The organism is Acinetobacter sp. S-1 (assembly GCF_059579785.1).
The window spans coordinates 3,683,336-3,701,216 of the sequence record NZ_CM184207.1 but is presented as its reverse complement, the minus strand read 5'-3'; the positions used below and the strand labels follow the sequence as shown (position 1 = coordinate 3,701,216).

General features: G+C 38.4%; 20 protein-coding genes. 13 read left to right on the top strand and 7 right to left on the bottom strand.

Annotation, left to right across the window (positions count from 1 at the left end; all coding sequences use genetic code 11):
• The first annotated feature begins 24 nt into the window (after nucleotides 1–24).
• Complete coding sequence (locus tag AC52J8_RS17750; RefSeq protein WP_017387422.1) at nucleotides 25–486, top strand: hypothetical protein; 462 nt, start codon at nucleotides 25–27, stop codon at nucleotides 484–486.
• Between the two features lie 74 nt (nucleotides 487–560).
• Here the strand turns inward: AC52J8_RS17750 and AC52J8_RS17745 are convergent, their stop codons facing one another.
• The 5 genes from AC52J8_RS17745 to AC52J8_RS17725 form a co-directional block, all read right to left on the bottom strand.
• Nucleotides 561–1,628, bottom strand: a complete 1,068-nt coding sequence (locus AC52J8_RS17745) for a zinc-binding alcohol dehydrogenase family protein (protein WP_086398813.1) — start codon at nucleotides 1,626–1,628, stop codon at nucleotides 561–563.
• Between the two features lie 5 nt (nucleotides 1,629–1,633).
• Nucleotides 1,634–2,527 (bottom strand): AvrD family protein, encoded by an 894-nt coding sequence (locus tag AC52J8_RS17740; protein WP_086398812.1) that lies wholly within the window; start codon nucleotides 2,525–2,527, stop codon nucleotides 1,634–1,636.
• Nucleotides 2,528–2,581: 54 nt separating this feature from the next.
• A complete protein-coding gene (locus AC52J8_RS17735) occupies nucleotides 2,582–3,259 on the bottom strand; it encodes an AAA family ATPase (RefSeq protein ID WP_017387419.1) in 678 nt (225 codons plus the stop codon).
• 83 nt (nucleotides 3,260–3,342) lie between these two features.
• On the bottom strand, nucleotides 3,343–3,960 hold the full coding sequence (locus AC52J8_RS17730; protein WP_496538854.1) for an FMN-dependent NADH-azoreductase: 618 nt from the start codon (nucleotides 3,958–3,960) through the stop codon (nucleotides 3,343–3,345).
• A gap of 91 nt (nucleotides 3,961–4,051) precedes the next feature.
• A complete protein-coding gene (locus AC52J8_RS17725; protein WP_086398811.1) occupies nucleotides 4,052–4,753 on the bottom strand; it encodes an SDR family NAD(P)-dependent oxidoreductase in 702 nt (233 codons plus the stop codon).
• An 81-nt stretch (nucleotides 4,754–4,834) separates the two neighbouring features.
• Here AC52J8_RS17725 and AC52J8_RS17720 point away from each other — a divergent pair, with 81 nt between their 5' ends.
• The 8 genes from AC52J8_RS17720 (at nucleotide 4,835) to AC52J8_RS17685 (ending at nucleotide 10,988) form a co-directional block, all read left to right on the top strand.
• A complete protein-coding gene (locus AC52J8_RS17720; protein WP_017387416.1) occupies nucleotides 4,835–5,422 on the top strand; it encodes a TetR family transcriptional regulator in 588 nt (195 codons plus the stop codon).
• A 126-nt stretch (nucleotides 5,423–5,548) separates the two neighbouring features.
• On the top strand, nucleotides 5,549–6,133 hold the full coding sequence (locus tag AC52J8_RS17715) for a TetR/AcrR family transcriptional regulator (RefSeq protein ID WP_086398810.1): 585 nt from the start codon (nucleotides 5,549–5,551) through the stop codon (nucleotides 6,131–6,133).
• A 197-nt stretch (nucleotides 6,134–6,330) separates the two neighbouring features.
• Entirely contained in the window at nucleotides 6,331–7,530 is a 1,200-nt protein-coding gene (locus tag AC52J8_RS17710; protein WP_208753427.1) for an MFS transporter, read from the top strand.
• 483 nt (nucleotides 7,531–8,013) lie between these two features.
• On the top strand, nucleotides 8,014–8,517 hold the full coding sequence (locus tag AC52J8_RS17705) for a DUF2867 domain-containing protein (RefSeq protein WP_032005678.1): 504 nt from the start codon (nucleotides 8,014–8,016) through the stop codon (nucleotides 8,515–8,517).
• An 80-nt stretch (nucleotides 8,518–8,597) separates the two neighbouring features.
• Nucleotides 8,598–9,299 (top strand): DUF1003 domain-containing protein, encoded by a 702-nt coding sequence (locus tag AC52J8_RS17700; protein WP_032005675.1) that lies wholly within the window; start codon nucleotides 8,598–8,600, stop codon nucleotides 9,297–9,299.
• Between the two features lie 111 nt (nucleotides 9,300–9,410).
• Nucleotides 9,411–10,076, top strand: a complete 666-nt coding sequence (locus AC52J8_RS17695; RefSeq protein WP_086398808.1) for an RluA family pseudouridine synthase — start codon at nucleotides 9,411–9,413, stop codon at nucleotides 10,074–10,076.
• Between the two features lie 128 nt (nucleotides 10,077–10,204).
• The gene (locus AC52J8_RS17690; protein ID WP_069035888.1) at nucleotides 10,205–10,582 is read left to right on the top strand and encodes a ribonuclease E inhibitor RraB; all 378 of its coding nucleotides are present in this window, start codon (nucleotides 10,205–10,207) and stop codon (nucleotides 10,580–10,582) included.
• A gap of 28 nt (nucleotides 10,583–10,610) precedes the next feature.
• Entirely contained in the window at nucleotides 10,611–10,988 is a 378-nt protein-coding gene (locus AC52J8_RS17685) for a nuclear transport factor 2 family protein (RefSeq protein ID WP_086398807.1), read from the top strand.
• Between the two features lie 43 nt (nucleotides 10,989–11,031).
• On the opposite strand, the gene AC52J8_RS17680 is transcribed toward AC52J8_RS17685, so the two are convergent.
• Complete coding sequence (locus AC52J8_RS17680) at nucleotides 11,032–13,122, bottom strand: TonB-dependent receptor (RefSeq protein ID WP_198912079.1); 2,091 nt, start codon at nucleotides 13,120–13,122, stop codon at nucleotides 11,032–11,034.
• Between the two features lie 74 nt (nucleotides 13,123–13,196).
• Here AC52J8_RS17680 and AC52J8_RS17675 point away from each other — a divergent pair, with 74 nt between their 5' ends.
• Nucleotides 13,197–14,342, top strand: coding sequence for an acetyltransferase domain-containing protein (locus tag AC52J8_RS17675; RefSeq protein WP_031966913.1), 1,146 nt, complete (start codon nucleotides 13,197–13,199; stop codon nucleotides 14,340–14,342).
• Between the two features lie 41 nt (nucleotides 14,343–14,383).
• On the opposite strand, the gene AC52J8_RS17670 is transcribed toward AC52J8_RS17675, so the two are convergent.
• Complete coding sequence (locus tag AC52J8_RS17670; RefSeq protein WP_005804788.1) at nucleotides 14,384–14,851, bottom strand: Lrp/AsnC ligand binding domain-containing protein; 468 nt, start codon at nucleotides 14,849–14,851, stop codon at nucleotides 14,384–14,386.
• 136 nt (nucleotides 14,852–14,987) lie between these two features.
• Here AC52J8_RS17670 and AC52J8_RS17665 point away from each other — a divergent pair, with 136 nt between their 5' ends.
• The 3 genes from AC52J8_RS17665 to AC52J8_RS17655 are packed head-to-tail and all read left to right on the top strand — an operon-like array spanning nucleotide 14,988 to nucleotide 17,747.
• The gene (locus AC52J8_RS17665; protein ID WP_002118025.1) at nucleotides 14,988–16,253 is read left to right on the top strand and encodes a D-amino acid dehydrogenase; all 1,266 of its coding nucleotides are present in this window, start codon (nucleotides 14,988–14,990) and stop codon (nucleotides 16,251–16,253) included.
• A gap of 20 nt (nucleotides 16,254–16,273) precedes the next feature.
• On the top strand, nucleotides 16,274–17,377 hold the full coding sequence (gene alr / locus AC52J8_RS17660; protein ID WP_086398806.1) for an alanine racemase: 1,104 nt from the start codon (nucleotides 16,274–16,276) through the stop codon (nucleotides 17,375–17,377).
• 10 nt (nucleotides 17,378–17,387) lie between these two features.
• On the top strand, nucleotides 17,388–17,747 hold the full coding sequence (locus AC52J8_RS17655) for a RidA family protein (protein ID WP_000071347.1): 360 nt from the start codon (nucleotides 17,388–17,390) through the stop codon (nucleotides 17,745–17,747).
• The last annotated feature ends 134 nt before the right edge of the window (nucleotides 17,748–17,881 follow it).

Sequence of the window (17,881 nt, the reverse complement as noted above, 5' to 3'; positions counted from 1 at the left end):
AGATATTTTTAATAAGAAGAGGATATGAAAAAGAATTTATTAATTACCGTACTGATTTCAATTTTCATCATACAGTCTTTATTAAATTATTACTTCTGGAACCGTACAAAGACTCCAGAAATTCATGTTCTAGAGAAACCTCTACGAATAGCATCAAATTTCGATAACTATTCACCATATACAATCCTCCCAGCAGGAACAGTTTTATATGATGATAGTGACTCTCTAAATCGAAGAGTTATGGTCTATTTTAACTTACAAGGTGTAGATTTTAAGTTTGAAAAACAAGATCAAAATATCTTGAAACAACCTAGTGAAGTCAGTGCTATCAGGTCAGCAGATTTGCCAGATTTATTAAAAGAAATTCCTCTGACTAAAAAAGATATTTATTTAATCATTAAACATGATGAAAGTATAAAAGACTCCGTGCGTTCAATTTTATTTAAAAAATATAAAATTGATCCTTCAGAGTATGAAAAAAATTAAAGAATTCTGAAACATACAAACATAAATTTAAAAACGAGAAGAAGCCTAATTGATTACGCTTCTTCTATGTTGCTTTAACTTTGCTTTTCATTAACCACTACAATTTTGCCAATTGTCTTATTAGATTCAACCAACTGGTGTGCTTGCTTAATTTTTTCAGCATTAATAGGAGCTAGAGATGTAAGTCTTGGTGAAATAATAATATTTTGATCAATTAGCTTTGCAATATGATATAAAATTTCAGATTGTTTTGCCATATCTGTAGTTTGAAAACTAGAGCGTGTAAACATAAGTTCCCAATGGAATGAGAGGCTTTTTTTCATCAATAGATTGAAATCATGCAAATGAGAAAAAGGCACAATATTACAAATTTTTCCAAATGGCTTTGTAATACTTGGCAGAATATTAAAATATGAATCTGGTGAGTTACAGATCAAGACATAGTCGACCTCAGAGTAACCCAATTTGGCTAATTGAGTTGGAATGTCTTGAGTATGATCTACGATATGATCAGCACCTAATTTTCGACACCAATTACTCGTTTCTTGTCGTGAAGCTGTAGCGATAACTGTTAACTGTGGTACAAGTTTAGCAAGTTGAATTGCCATTGAGCCTACACCACCAGCACCTCCAATCACTAATAAAGATCTTGATTTATTGGTATTTTGAAGCTGGTTGTTTGAATGAGCAGAGCTAATCTGAAGTGATAGTCTTTCAGCTAATGCTTCCCATGCAGTTAATGATACTAAGGGAAGAGCTGCCGCATCTTCTATAGAAATAGTGGTAGGCGCATGAGCAATTAATCTTGAGTCAATTGCATGATAAGTACAATTACCTCCGGAACGGCTAATATCACCTGCATAATAGACCGTATCTCCAATTTTAAATTTTTCAGAAACATGTGAACCCATTTCAGTAATAGTTCCAACAACATCCCATCCTAAAACTGTAGTTTGGTTATCTTTAGTTTTTCTACGTCGCGCACGCGTATCGGCAGGGTTAATTGAAATTGCTTGAACTTTTACAATAACATCGTGAGGCAGTGCTTGTGGGTAAGGAACTTGAACATCCAGAAATGAATCTGGATGTTCAAGTTCTAATGGCTCACAAATAGCAACTGCATAATTTATTTTGCTATTCATAGGAATTAAGAAATATGAGGGAGTTGATGAGTAACACTACAAATAATTTTTGTATTACCAAGAATTGAATAGATATCGGCTTTTCGCCAATCATGGTCGCCCGCTTTATAGCGTCGAACATTATCTAAACGAGTAAAGATAGGGTGAGAAGCGTCCATATTTGGTCGATCAGATAGAAAGTGAATTTCTGTCTTTTTCATCCACAAGGTATTACTTTCAGCCCGGCTAATTGAATCTAACTGGTAAAGCAAAATTTGCCCAAGCTGTAACCCAACTGAAAATAAACAAGATGTTGACCAAGGTTCAACATTCTCATTTAAAATTCGTTTGTTATTTACCAATGCAGAAGCCTTAAGTTCATCTACATTAATCATGACATCGTTAATTTCCAGTGGAGTTTTGAGATATTCCTCAAATTCACTGGGTTCTATTTTACTTACGTCATTTTTATAAAGAATCTCAATACTCATATTTGAAATATTTAGATTCATTACATTATTATCACGATCTTCTTTAGACACGCTTCCACTAATCACAATCTTATCAAACTCAGATTCAATCGGGCTTTTACCTGCACGAATCACCATCTTATGGATTAGCTTTTTATAACAAATTGTGCGGTTGTGGATCGCCTGAATCAGTTGATCAAATGTGAGCAAAGCAAGCTCAATAATATCGATTGTACTTAAATGGGGTTTTTGGCTTCCATTGTTTTTGATAGACCATGTTTGAGGCAAAACGACCTTGCCTAAACAACTGAATTTATTAGTTTCTATATCATCGGATTCATACTGAAAATTATAGATGTCATGAGAACTATTAATATACCCTGCGCCAAAATAACGCGTATTTTTATCACCTAAAAATTCATCAACTTCTTTGAAAAATGATAGGTTCACTTCACACCTCTATGATGTTTGGATGTTGAATGGCTGTTTTATTTAAAATGAAATTTACATAATTAATGTTTTGTATTTTGCATTAGCCGAAGCGATTGATTCCTCAATTGTTTTCACAGGTTTAATATTTAAAATTTCTGAAATAGTATTTGCACGTTGTTCCAACGTACCCCCGACAATGTGGTATTTGATTCCCAACTCATCAAATGTTTCTTTTAAAAGATCATCTGATGCTGAACGGAATAGTTCATTGACTGGTCGATGCCCATCTTTTGCTAAAGGAAGTTCATTCGGTAAATGAATGAATGCATCAAATGATTCTTTTACATGGCGTTTAAATACTTTGCCTAATTCGCTCATGATACTTTCGAAATAAGCGAGTTCAGCGGTTTTAGAGACTGTTTCACCCTGTTTTAAATCGATTGATTGATTTGGATTCATGCCATATTTGACTCGAACACTTCCATAAATCCACTCTTGTAAAGAACAACCATCAGAAATAAAGCGCTCTTTATGCTTATATTCATGAATCACACGATCCATGTGCCTAGTGATAATCATTTGAATTAGTTCGGGAGAGCTGACTTCTTCAAGTGTTTTACCTGGTGCCGCATGAGGCAAGATTTCACGCATGGTTCTTGCTTCTGTACGAGGGAGATTTAGATAATCACTGATGATTAATGAAGTTAAAGTTTTACCAGATGAATAGGTGCCTGTTAAGCCAATCCGCATTATTATTACCTTCTTCTTAGAATTTATTATTAAGCTAAGTTGTCGAGGTTTATTAGAAAGTTAATAAACCTCTTTATCTATTATTAAGCGATTAATTTCTCAATATCACTTATCACTTCTATCTTTGTTTTTTCATAATCTGTATTAAGTACAGTTGGTGAAATACGGATATTTTCAATATCGTTTACACCAATAAACTTTAACCAGTCATTGAGGTAAGGCGTTGCAAAGTCAGAGCCAAAGTTATTAGAAATACCTTCGTAGTAAACACCACTCGCAACTACTAAATAAGCTTTTTTACCATTTAACAAGCCTGTGTAACCTGTAGATGGATCAAAACCAAAAGACCAACCAGGTTGAGTTACAACGTCGATAAGCTGTTTTAGGATGTAAGGAATGTTGTTGTTCCAAAGAGGAACATTAAATACATAGATATCGGCAGATGCAAAACGATCATAAACCTCTTTGATTTTTGTCCATGCTTCTTTTTCTTTAGAGTTTGAATCTTGTCCAGTAAATAAAGCCATTTTTGCACCAACAGCATTTTTATCGAACGCAGGTAGATCATCTTCAAAAAGATTGAACTCATCGATAACTAAATCACTATGCTTAGCTTTAAGTTTAGCAATTACTTGTTCAGCAATAAGTAGTGATTGGCTATTCTCACCACGAGTTGATGAGTTGATATGAAGTACTTTCATAAATTCCTCTATATTAGAGATGTTGTTAAGATATTGTTATTTAATAAATATTTTATCTATTAAGTGGATTGTTGATAATGAATTCTAAAATTTAAGCGACTTTAATCGTTTTACCGCACAATACAGAGGTTTCTTTCTTATGTTGTTGTAAGGACCAAAACTGCTCTGCAATAGTTTCTGGATGTACTGTATAAGCTTTATCTTCTGATCCTGGGGTTCCATCTACAAAGCCATTCACAATTACTTGACTCACGTAAACATTTGAGTCAGCGAGACTATGAGCAAGTAAATTAGTTGTTTTATATTGGGCTGCGGCAGCAATTGCCAAAGATGAGTATTCTTTGGCAACTAAGTCTACACCGACTAGATCGAGCGCAAAGATTCCATTTGTCGACAAGATACTTCCTTGATTTCTTTTTAGATCATTTAAACTAGCTTGTACGGTTGCAATATAGCTTGAAACCCGAATGTGAAAACTTTTAGTCAGATCGAGTGGATTGGCTTCTAATAAATTTCCTTCAATTTCATGGAAAGCATTCCAGTGAATATTTTTAATCTCTCCAAATTGATTTTTAATTTTTTTGATGAGTTCAGGGATATTTTCAATATCACTTAGATCACTTGAAAATGCATAAGCTTCAATATTATGTGCATTGAGTTCTGAAATAGCATGTTTAAGTTTTTCTGCATTTCGTGCAACTAAACCAACTGAGTAACCCTCTCTACCAAAGCGGTATGCAAGAGCTCTAGAAATTCCTGTTCCATAACCAAAAATTATAATATTGTTGCGCATTATGAAGTTCCAAAAAAATCCAACCAATTGGTTGGATACACCTTATAATATTTTTTTATAATATATGCAAGAGGAAAAATTATGTCTTGGGATACGGAAGGGACGAAACAAAAGATTCTGGATGCGGCAGTTGGTGAATTTGCTCGGCAAGGTCCTGATGGCACAACTATTGATAAAATTGCAAAGATTGCAGGTGTTAATAAAGAGCGTGTCTACAATTATTTTGGTCCTAAAAAAGAGCTTTTTGCTGTTGTTTTAAGTAATGAGTTAATTAAAGTTGCAAAAGCTGTACCGCTTAAATCTTTTGAAGAAGAAGATATTGCTGAGTACGCAGGCCGTGCTTATGACTATCATCGCGCTCATCCTGAACTTAGCCGCTTATTACTTTGGGAAGGTTTGATTTATTCTTCACAAGAAGTACCAAATGAAAGTAGCCGTCGTGAAAACTATAATTATAAAATTCAAGCAATTAAAAAAGAGCAAGAGGAAGGCAGGGTAACCGATGAAATTGAAGCGAGCTATTTGGCCTTCCTGATTTTAGCTCTTGCGAATAGTTGGTTTATGTTGCCTCAGGTCGCCAGAATGTTAACTCCTTTAGAAGATGTTGATAATCATGAAAAACGTAGAGCGATTATTATTGAATCGGCTAAACGGTTGCTAGTGAAGTAGTTTTTATAATTAAAATTGATCCTAATTAAAACATTCTAAATAAATTATCTAAATTAATTTTTAGTTTGACTTCTCTATCTTCCTGTCATAAATTAATTGGAACGATCGTTCCTGTTAAGTGTATGTATGCGTACAAAAGAATTTGAAACTGATGAAATTGCTGATGCTGCAATGCAAGTTTTTTGGCGCCGTGGTTATGCTGCAACTTCAGTTCAAGACTTGGTTGACGGTACGGGGCTATCTAGAAGTAGCCTTTACAGTACCTTTCAAAACAAACAGGGTCTTTATCAAAAAGCGTTACAGCGCTATGAACTTTTAACCACACTTAACAATGTGAAACTATTGTCTAGTTCAGGCTCACCAAAAGCACTGATTCGGCAATTACTGATAAATGTGGTTGAAGATGAGCTGAATGATTCAGAACACAAAGGCTGCCTCGTTGCAAATGCTTGTTTGGAACTGGTTGGACATGATGAAGATGTCTCACAATTCGTTGCAAGTAACCTACAGAAACTTCAACATACTTTAGAGAGTTTATTAATTAAAGCTCAACAATCTGGTGAAATTACTTCTACCCAAAACCCACGTGCATTAGCAAGTTTCTTTCTAAACACTATGCAAGGTTTACGTGTTTTAGGAAAAGGCAGCCCACTTGAACAAAGAAAGCAATGTTTAATGGATGTAGTCGAGGTTGCTTTAAACGTTTTATAAAACTCATTTAAACCTTAACTATGGTTGAGCTGAATAGTTAAGGTTTTTATTTAACTTAAACTGGAATGATCATTCCAAAATAATGATTTTAGTTCACATGAAGAACAAATGCTTTCCCATCTTAACCTGATAAAACAAACATATAGCGATACAGAGCAGAGTAAGTACGCTGTAAAAGAATTTGAGAGTAAAGCTTTATGAATATTAAGAGTAATGAAACATCTCATCAGGTAACTGATGAATTCTCTACTCAATTACCAATTTGGAAACTGTTGGCTTTTACAATTGCAGGCTTTCTGACCATTATGACAGAAACTATGCCAGCAGGGCTTTTGCCCCAAATCAGTCAAGGCTTACATATTTCAGAAGCTTATGCAGGGCAGCTTATTGCAGTATATGCCTTAGGTTCGGTTTTGGCGGCAATACCGCTGATTAGCCTTACCCGTAGTTGGAATCGGAGACCCTTATTACTCAGTGCGATTGCAGGGTTACTTTTATTTAACGCGATTACTGCCTTATCAAATGACTATACTCTGACTTTGATTGCTCGTTTTATTGCAGGGATGGCAGCGGGTGTTATTTGGGGGCTTCTAGCGGGTTATGTAAGACGTATGGTCTCTGCATCGTATCAAGGACGAGCTTTAGCAATTGCTGGGGTTGGGCAGCCTATTGCTTTATCAATAGGAGTTCCTTTGGGTGCGTGGTTGGGAACATTGTTTGAATGGCGTGGCGTGTTTTGGATCATGTCTTTATTGGCATTGATTTTATTTGTCTGGATTCGTTTTAGCATTCCTGATTTTGCAGGGCAGTCAGCGCAAAAAAGGTTACCCATTTTAAAAGTTCTTTTAATGCCGGGCATTAGAGCTGTTTTAGCAGTTGTCTTTCTTTGGATATTGGCACATAGCATTCTCTATACTTATATTTCACCATTTTTGGCCTCGACAGGGCAGACATACAAAGTTGAGACTATCCTGTTTATATTTGGTATTTCTTCAATTGTCGGCATTCTCATTACAGGCATGTTTATCGATCGTTCATTAAGAAAAATAACGCTTTTGAGCTTATTTATCTTTGCAATCGCGACCGCGCTCTTGGGTGTTTATAGTTCTTCAAGTTTTGTTGTCTTGGTGGGTGTCGTGTTATGGGGCGTCACTTTTGGTGGGGCTCCAACACTATTACAAACAGCCTTGGCAAATACTGCGGAACATGAAGCAGATGTGGCACAGTCGATGTTAGTCACGGTATTTAACCTTGCTATCGCATTCGGTGGGATGATTGGCGGAGGACTGCTTGAAAGTTTTGGGGCGGCTTCTTTTCCGTGGTTTATGCTAGTTTTTGCCCTTATTGCGTTATGTACTGTTTACTATGCCCGTAAACATGGTTTTATTTCTTCATAAAAGATTTTTGCCCTTCATGGTTAAAAAGTGAAGGGTGACTTAATTTTCTTGATGTACTGTCACTCAAAATAATTAATGACTTGGTAAAATAAACCGAAAAACACAAATAAAGTGGAATTTAAATTTAACTAATTATGGTTAAATGGTAATAAATTCTTTTAAATTTGCTTAATTGCGTAAAAATTCCCAAAAATATTAAAAATTCGCTTTTCTTAGAAAAACAATCCCGCAGGGTGCTCGCTAAACTATATCTCAAGGGTGTGATAGGGATCGAAAAGAGTAGCATGCACCAAAACGTATAACGTTAGTGTGTACTCACCCAAAAGGTCTCGATTCGGCTTAGGACGCTATAGATCAAAAGTTTATAGGCACAAGGTTATAACTTACAAAGTTATGATTGTTGAAGTAAACCATAGATGTTTTCCCTTGACACCCTAAAAAATTCTCTATAATAAAAATGATACTTTACAAGAATATAATTTAATGAATAAGCCTTATCTTTCTGCTTTACCTAGCGACAGCCAAATCTCATCTCAATTGAACAATGCTTACTTCCACGACTCGTGGAGTATTGAGCTTGGTCAGCCCGACCTGAATGTATTTCAACAACTTATTAAGCTATTTCAACACACTCCGCAGTGGGTAGAGTGGAGCATGAATATGCGTAATAAAATTACTTCAAAGATTGGGCTTAAAGATTTAGGAAGTTTCAAACAGATTGATTCAAATAAAAAAGAAAATGAGTATGTCGCAGGTGACCGAATTGGAATTTTTACTTTTTTGCAGCGTACCGAAAATGAATTAGTGATTGGAGACGATGACAAGCACTTAAATGTGACTTTATCTATTTATAAAAATGAAGATACCCAAGTGCTTACCGTAACTACAATAGTGCATATTAAAAATTGGCTTGGGCGATTGTATATGCTACCTGTAATTCCTGCCCATCGAAAAATCGTACCAGCGACTTTACAGATTTTAGGTTAGATTACTATTTTTATTTACGATGTGATCAGCCAAAATTGTTTATATAATAATCTTAATATCATAATAAAGAGCTGAATAATATGGAGAATAAAAATCAGTGTCGGCAGTGCGCCGTTTGTGGGAAAAATTTTCCTTTAAAAGATCTAGTGTCTGGTGAAGTCATTCGTAATGTGATTAGTGATGAAATTTTAAAAGACTATCCAGATTGGAATTACTCAAGCTTTATTTGTCGGGCCGATCTGGCAGATTATCGAGTTAAATATGTGCAGTCCCTATTACGCTCGGAAAAGGGTGAGTTATCTAATTTAGAAAATGAAGTGATCGGCAGTATGCAACGCCATGAGCTGATTAGCCGAAATACAGAGTCGGATTTTGATCAGAATTGGACATTTGGAGAAAAGTTAGCAGATAAGATCGCGACATTTGGTGGTAGCTGGGCTTTTCTCATTTGCTTTGCTCTATTTTTGACAGGCTGGATTATTCTAAATACGGTAGTGATGGTAGTCCGTCCCGTCGATCCTTATCCATTTATTCTGCTTAATCTGGTTTTGTCTTGTTTAGCGGCAATTCAGGCGCCGATTATTATGATGAGTCAAAACCGCCAAGAAGCCAAAGACCGCTTACGTTCTCAACATGATTATCAAATTAATCTAAAAGCAGAACTTGAGATTCGTCATTTACATGAAAAAATGGACCATCTTTTATCGCATCAATGGGAAAGGCTTGCACACATTCAAGAAATTCAGCTCGATCTTTTAGCAGAAATGAATAAAAAACGATAAAGATTTTCTGAGTTTCACGTGGAACATGAGTAGAGCGTTATAGATTATTTTGCGGTAGGTCTGAAATTTCTTTATGATCTGCCGCCATGCTCCATTGCTGTTTCTACGACCATGCCTTTAAACGATAATTTTGTTTACGCTCCGCCACAAGATCCGCTTTCAATTTTATTTGAAGACGATGATCTGATTGTGGTTGATAAACCTGCTGGCTTGTTGTCGGTGATGGGGCGTTTACCTGAGCATCATGACAGTGCTTATTTACGGGTGCTGGAAAAATTCCCTTTAGCTAAGGTTACGCATCGTTTAGATATGGCGACTTCGGGCCTACTTATGTTTGCCAAACATCGCGATGCAGAAGTTGCGGTAAGTAAAATGTTTCAGGCCAGAACAGTCAAAAAATATTATATTGCTTTGGTACAAGGCCAAGTCGCACAAGAGGGAAGTGTTGAAGTTCCGCTCATTACCGACTGGGAAAATCGCCCAAGACAAATTGTACATTTTGAACTAGGTAAACATGCTAAAACGTTGTTTCAACCGTTGGTTTATGATGAAACAACAGATCAAAGTCGAGTATTACTTGAACCAGTAACAGGGCGTTCGCATCAGTTACGTGTGCACATGATGCATATAGGACATCCGATTATGGGGGACAAGTTATATCACCCTGAGCCTAAACGTTTTCACTTAAACCGCATGGCCTTACATGCCGCATATTTGGCTTTTCAGCATCCAATAAATGGAACGGATGTGGTGATTGAGTCGCAAGTGCCTTTTTAAAATTTATATACAATTAAAAATTCAATTTGGTGCAATTCGGAACTGAATATATACCCAAACTGCAATAAAAGTCGGGTATTCTTGAGGTCGAATAATATTAATACTGCGACAACAACAAGGATCATTTTATGACTCGTGACTACGAACAATTTCCAGATGACGATAACGGCAATGTACTTTGGCAAATGGCTGAAGACGGGGATGATTTAACCGAGCTGCATGAAATTGAATTTTCTATTGCTTTTCATGATCAGAAAAATGCAGAGCAATGTGCACTCTATTTGCTTTACCAAGAACAAAAAGTTTCACTTTTTCAAGATGACTCTGTTGAGCCAAATGAATGGGTGATAACCATCTTCGTTAACATGGAACCTGAGTATTCAGATATTGTTGACTTGGAACAATGGTTTGCCAGCATAGCTGAGAAATTTCAGGGCGAATATGATGGATGGGGCTGTATGGCTTATGTCTTCGAGGAAGACGACGAAGAAGATCTGTTGCAGTAAGGTCTAAAATAAAAAGTAGGAGATAAATATGAACTTATCTCAAAAACAAATTGCAGTACGGTTTTTAGAGCTTGCCGCAGCTGGTGAAGTTGATGAAGCCTATAGCAATTACACCGCGCCAAACTTCAAGCATCACAATCCTTATTATGCGGGTGATGCAATTTCTTTGAAGGAAGGGATGCGTGAAAGTGTAATTGAAACGCCTAACAAAGTCTTTGATGTTCAACATGTCATTGAAGAGGGCGATTTGGTTGCTGTGCATTCAAAACTTGAAATGCAAATGAATGGGTTAACCACCTTGGCCGTGGTTCATATTTGCCGTTTTGAAAAGGGTAAAATTGCTGAGTTTTGGGATATTGGACAAGTACAGCCCGACCCACTCGTCAATGAAAATGGTATGTTCTAATGAAAAGCCCGAAAGTTTTCGGGCTTTTTTATTTATAGAAGAATTAAAATTTCCACTGTGCCGAGATTGAGGCATTCAGTGGTTCACCTGGTTGAACCCATAAATCGCTATAGCTTGAGACATAGTAGGTTTTATCAAACAGATTATTTACATTGAGCTGATAACGTAAACGATCAGATGGGGCATAGTAACCATTTAAATTGACCAGTGTATAGCTTGGTAAATTAAAGCCATTGTCTAGGTTATGTCCGCTACGCTCACCCACATAAGTGAGATTGGCACCTACGCCTGCTTTTCTTGCACCTTCTTGTAGAAATTCATAATTGGTACTTACAGCGCCTTGGTGTTTTGGAACATTGCTTAGACGAGCGCCTTTTGCCAAGTCTTGGTCTTTTTCAATTTGAGCATCGGTATAGCTATAGTTGGCATTGACGAACCAGCGATCAGTGATCTGGCTATTTAAGTCAAACTCAACTCCTTTACTACTCACTTCACCTGCTGCGGTTTGAAAATTACTGTCGATTGGATCGGTTGTCAGTACATTCTGTTTTTTCATTTTAAACAGAGCGAGACTCAGCACACTTTGGTCGTTTATTTTATATTTGGTGCCGATTTCATAACTTTCGCCTTTTTCAGGGGCAAAAGTCTGACCATTTCGATTCATACCACTATTCATGGCAAATGAGCGGCCATAATTGCTATAAAAAGCCCATTGCTCAGAGGCTTTAAAATTTACTCCGAAACGCGGACTATTTTGATGAAGGGTCTGGTTGCTTTCAGTCTGAGTCAGGTGATTTTTAAAGTCTTGTTCGACCTGATCAAAACGGTTGCCGAATAGCACACTCCACTGATCATTAAAAAAGATCTGGTCTTGTACATTAAGTGCAAAGTAACGCTGCTGTTCTTTGGTGTTGGTAAACGGAGTGAGGTTCGGTAAATATTTGCCGTATTCAGGTTGGTAAATATCAATTGTGTTTGGCATACCAGCACTGTGATTACGACGAAGCTGGTTTTGTTTGTAGTCGAGTTGACCAAGCTCGGTTGAAAGTAAAATTTCATGGCGAGCCCAAGAGGTATCAAGCTTGCCAAGTAACTCTGTCTGAGCTAGGACATCTTCACTTGTATAGTCACGATAGCGACGTTGACGTTCTAAAGTACGTCCATCGGCTTGCATACGCCGAGGTTCGGTTGCAAAGCCGACCATTTTGGCATCTTTATAGCTGACCGCACTATTTAGTTTCCAGTCAGGATTAAACTCGTGACTAAGACGTAATTGGTAAAAGTAATCTTTTATTTTTAAATCGCCGTCGTCAGGTTCACCTGTAAAGGTTTTCGGGTCCATCACAAACTGGTGATTGACTGTGCTTACCCCACGGTCAAAGGTTCCTTTGTGCTCTGTAAATTCACTGTCAAAGTCGAGTTGCGTTTGGTCTGAAATTTTCCATGTAAACTGTGGTGAAAAGAACCAGCGTTCACTGCTGACATGATCACGGAAGCTTTGATTATCTTCATGAGCCACTGCTACACGATAGGCCAGTTCATCATTTATAGGCGCGGTATGTTCCAGACTAATTCGGTATTGTTCTTGGGTATTAGCGCGTAAGTTAACTTCACTTTCACTTTCCCATTGTGGTTTTTTACTGTTGAGGTTAAGCAAGCCTCCTGTTTCGCCGCGGCCATATAGCGCCGCCATTGGACCTTTTAAAAACTCTAAAGATTCAATATTTACTACATCTTTTGGAGCACTAATCCCTCGGTTGACACTCAAGCCGTTGCGGATCATTGAGGCACCTAAATTGGGATCGGTACTAAAACCGCGGAAAGAGTAATTATCCCAAAAACCGCCCCCATAATTGTTTTGATGAAAAACTCCGCTCACTAAAGTTAATGCATCATCAATCCGTTGAACGTCTTGTTGTTCTATCATTTGTTTAGAGAGAAAAGCACGATTAAACGGTACATCTAAAACATCGTGAGAAAACTTGGTTGCCGAGCTATTTTGGCTCACATTTTCCCGGGCGCTTTCAGCCTGAACACGTATGGTCTCAAGTACCGTTGACGTTTCTTCTGCCCAAGTGAGAGTCGATATAAACGAGAGTCCTAACGAAGACAACAAACCTAATTTGTGTTGCATAAATGAACAGCCATAAAAGACAAAAGGAATTAAATGTAATAGTATAACGTTACATTATTTTGTTGATTATCGCTATGCCTTTAGAAAAAAATATTGAGCGTTTACAGTCGATTGATGCCTTACGCGGTTTAGTTATCTTGATTATGCTACTTGACCATGTAAGAGAAACTTTCTATCTGCATAAGCAGGTCATAGATCCAATGGATGTGACCGTGACTGAACCCGCCTTATTTGGTAGTCGGTTATTGGCACATATCTGTGCTCCGGTTTTTGTACTTTTAACCGGTATTTCTGCATTTTTATTTCAATCAAAAAAACAAGACTTACAGCAAACTCGAGCTTTTTTATTAAAGCGTGGCTTATTTTTGATTGGGCTTGAGCTCACGCTGGTGAACTTTGCTTGGACAGCTACCTTTCCACCCGAAGTCATTTATTTACAGGTAATTTGGGCAATCGGCATTAGCATGGTGGTTTTGGCTTGCTGTGTAAGTTTGCCTTTGCCTGTTCTTGCGGGTGCAGGTTTGGTTATTGTTTTTGGGCACAATTTATTAGATTCAGTACATTTCTCTCAAGGCATCTTACAAAATATATGGTTTGTTTTACATGACCGTGGTTGGCTTGAGTTTGCAGGCATCAAGCTTCGCACAAGCTATCCTGTTTTACCTTGGATTGGCGTGATTTTATTGGGCTATGCGCTAGGTCAGTTCTTTAGTTCAAAATATTCAGCAAAGCAAAGAAGCCGCACTTTACTTAGCCTTGGTTTAGTAAGTATTGGATTGTTTGTTTTACTGCGTTTTATCAATGTCTATGGCGACCAGCCGTGGCAACATTTTGAGTCATTACAACTTAGCCTTATGAGCTTTTTTAACCTCACTAAGTATCCACCGTCTTTATTATTTATTTTGCTGAATGTTGGAATTGGCTTGCTTGCGCTTGTTGCTTTTGAGCGTATGCAGCAATATTCATTCCTAAAACCCTTGGTGGTGTTTGGCTCGGTGCCTATGTTCTTTTACTTACTGCATTTATATGTGTTGAAACTCATGTATGTGTTTGCACTCAGTGTGTGGGGAGCTAACTACGGAAACTATTTGTCGGTCAATCATGTGTGGATGCTATGGTTAATCACGATTGTGTTGTCTTTTGCACTCTACCCAGCGGTTAAATGGTTCTCGAAGTTCAAACATCAAAACAAACATATTTCGATTTTAAAATATTTCTAATTTTCAAAACGTGAGTAAAGCGAATTCAATGAAGCTTCGCTTTACTTGCTTACATCGAGATATAGAGTTTCTTTGACTTCTTCCATAACCACATAACTGTGTGACGATGCCGAAGCAGGGAGTTTCTTTAGCAGATCTCCTAATAAGCGGCGGTATGCACTCATTTCTTTTAAACGCGCTTTTACAAGGTAGTCAAATTCGCCAGAAATAAGGTGACATTCGAGCACTTCAGGAATTTCGACTAAATCTCTAGCCACCTGATCAAACACATCGCCAGATTTGGCAGATAACTTAATTTCTAAAAAGACAAGCAGGTTACGGTCCACAAAGGCTGGGTTTAGCCGAGCGTAATAACCCATGATAATGCCATCGCGTTCTAGGCGTTTTACACGCTCTGAACAAGGGGTGGTCGACAGGTTAACTCTCGATGCCAATTCACTAATCGCAATTCGTCCTTCACGCTGCAAAATGTCCAGAATCATGCGATCTATACGATCTAAGGGGCGCATAGATATTTCCTCTTTTTTTTAAATTCTCGCGAGAAAAACATAAATTTACCTAGATTATAGCCTGAAAAACAGTGAAATAAACTATTGAAGCAGAAATATACTAGTTAAATAAACTGGTGTGCGTGAGGGAATGGAAATGCGCGTAATTGTTTTAGGTAGCGGCGTTATTGGAGTGGCAAGTGCCTATTATCTAGCTCAACAAGGAGCTGAGGTTACTGTTCTCGATCGCCAGTCAGGTCCTGCTGAAGAAACAAGCTTTGGTAATGCAGGTCAAATTTCGCCTGGGTATTCTACTCCTTGGGCAGCACCAGGAATCCCTTTTAAAGCTGTGAAATGGATGTTCCAACACCATGCACCGCTTGCGATTAATTTAGATGGCAGCATGTGGCAATTACAGTGGATGGCTCAAATGCTAAAAAACTGTAATCCGCAAAGTTATGCTGTGAACAAAGAACGTATGATGCGTGTGGCTGAATACAGCCGTGATTGCTTACGTGAACTTAGAAAAGATACAGGCATTAATTACGAAAACCGTGCTAAAGGTACTTTGCAGTTATTCCGTAAAGAAGCTCAAATGGAAGCGGTTCAACGCGACATTAGCGTGCTACAAGAATGCGGCGTAAGCTACGAATTATTAAATGGCAACGAACTTGGTCGTGTAGAACCAGCTTTGGCAAATGCGCAAGATAAACTGGTTGGTGGTTTACACTTACCAAATGACGAGACAGGTGACTGTTATTTATTTACCAATGCTTTGGCTCAAATTGCTAAGGAGTTGGGTGTTAACTTCCAGTTCAACCAGAACGTAGAAAAATTGATTGTTGAAGGCGATGAAATTAAGGGCGTTCAGGTCAATGGTAAGGTCTTAACCGCAGATCGTTATGTACTAGCGTTTGGTAGTTATTCACGTGATTTCTTGAAACCACTTGATCTACAGTTGCCTGTATATCCTGTGAAAGGTTATTCGTTGACGATTCCAATTGTTGACCCTGCTTTTGCTCCGCAATCTACCGTGCTTGATGAAACCTACAAAATTGCGATTACTCGTTTTGACCAACGTATTCGCGTAGGTGGTATGGCTGAGTTAAGTGGCTTTAACTTAGGCCTGAATGAAGACCGCCGTGCAACATTGCAAATGGTGACTCAGGACTTGTTCCCGGGCGGCGATATGGCACAGGCGTCTTTTTGGACTGGTTTACGTCCAATGACACCAGACAGTACACCGATTATTGGCGCAACTCGCTTTAAAAATCTGTTCTTGAATACAGGTCACGGTACTCTAGGCTGGACGATGGCGTGTGGTTCAGGAAAATTAATCAGTGACATCGTATTGAATCACAAGACTGATATCAGTACCGATGGCCTTTCAATTCAGCGTTATTCACACGCGCATGCTGCATAACGGACGTTAGGAAAGTAATCATGCCTCGTCCTATTACCGCAGTCATCCACCGTCAAGCCTTACAAAATAACTTGGCGGTGGTACGCAAGGCTATGCCAAACAGTAAGGTCTTTGCCGTTGTAAAAGCCAATGCTTATGGACACGGAATTGAACGTGTTTATGAAGCGTTTAAAGCAGCAGATGGCTTTGCCTTACTTGATCTTGATGAAGCAAAACGTATTCGTGCTTTAGGTTGGACAGGTCCAATTTTATTGCTCGAAGGAATTTTCTCTCCTCAAGATTTATTTGATTGTGTGCAATATCAACTCAGTTTCACCATTCATAGTGAAGCGCAAATTGAGTGGGTAGAAAAGCATCCTTATCCTGCTCAATTTGATGTTTGCCTAAAAATGAACAGTGGTATGAACCGTCTTGGTTTTAAACCACAGCACTATGTTCAGGCTTGGGAACGTTTAAATAACTTGGCGAACGTGTCCAAGATTACCCACATGATGCATTTTTCAGATGCAGATGGCGAGCGTTTTGGCCAGCAAGGTATTGATTATCAAATCAATGCTTTTGAAGAAATTGTTAAGGATTTACCGGGTGAAAGATCGGTAAGTAATAGTGCGGCTATTTTGCGTTATCAAGACCAGCTCAAATCAGATTATGCCCGTAGCGGCATCATGCTGTATGGCAGCTCGCCAGACTACCCGACGCATAGTATTGCTGATTGGGGCTTGCAACCCACCATGAGCTTACGCAGTGAAATTATTTCCGTTCAGTATTTAGAGCCGAATGAAAGCGTAGGTTATGGCTCAAACTTTGTCGCAGAGCAGCCCATGACGATTGGGATTGTTGCTTGCGGCTATGCCGATGGTTATCAACGTATTTCACCAACAGGTACGCCTGTTTTAGTGGACTCAGTCCGCACTCGCACAATTGGTCGTGTCAGCATGGATATGTTGGCAGTCGATTTAACAGGTATTGAAAGTGCCAAAGTCGGCAGTGAAGTCGTGCTTTGGGGCCAATCAAGTACAGGCGTCGTTTTACCTATTGATGATGTCGCTGTTTCTTCCGGTACGGTGGGCTATGAACTGATGTGTGCTGTCACCGCCCGTGTTCAATTTATTAATCAGGTATAAGGAAATCCGAATGTCGAATTCAGATATACAAAAGATCAATACTAACGAAGTCATGAGTGCCGTGACTGTTTTTAACAAAGTGGTTTATCTGTCAGGTCAGGTACCTAAAAATACCGAGCAAGACGTGGCAGGCCAAACTCGTGAAATTCTTGCAACGATTGATGAACTTTTGGCATTAGCCAATACCGACAAATCTCGCTTGCTCTCTGCACAGCTCTATTTAAAAAATCTTTCTGACTTTTCAACCGTAAATGCAATTTGGGTTGACTGGTTAAAAGGGTGTGTTGCTCCATCGCGTGCCACAATTCAGGCCGATTTGGTTAATCCAGATTGGTTAATTGAAATTGCCGTGACGGCAGCACAAAAGTAATTCGTTTTTACTCCAAAAATGATGATGTATCTAACAGAAGGAAGATAGATACGGTTTAACCAGTCATTTTTGGTGAACAGATTCAGTGACCTATGGCATACGGTTCGATTTTCGCCGTAGGTTGCTGATCTTAA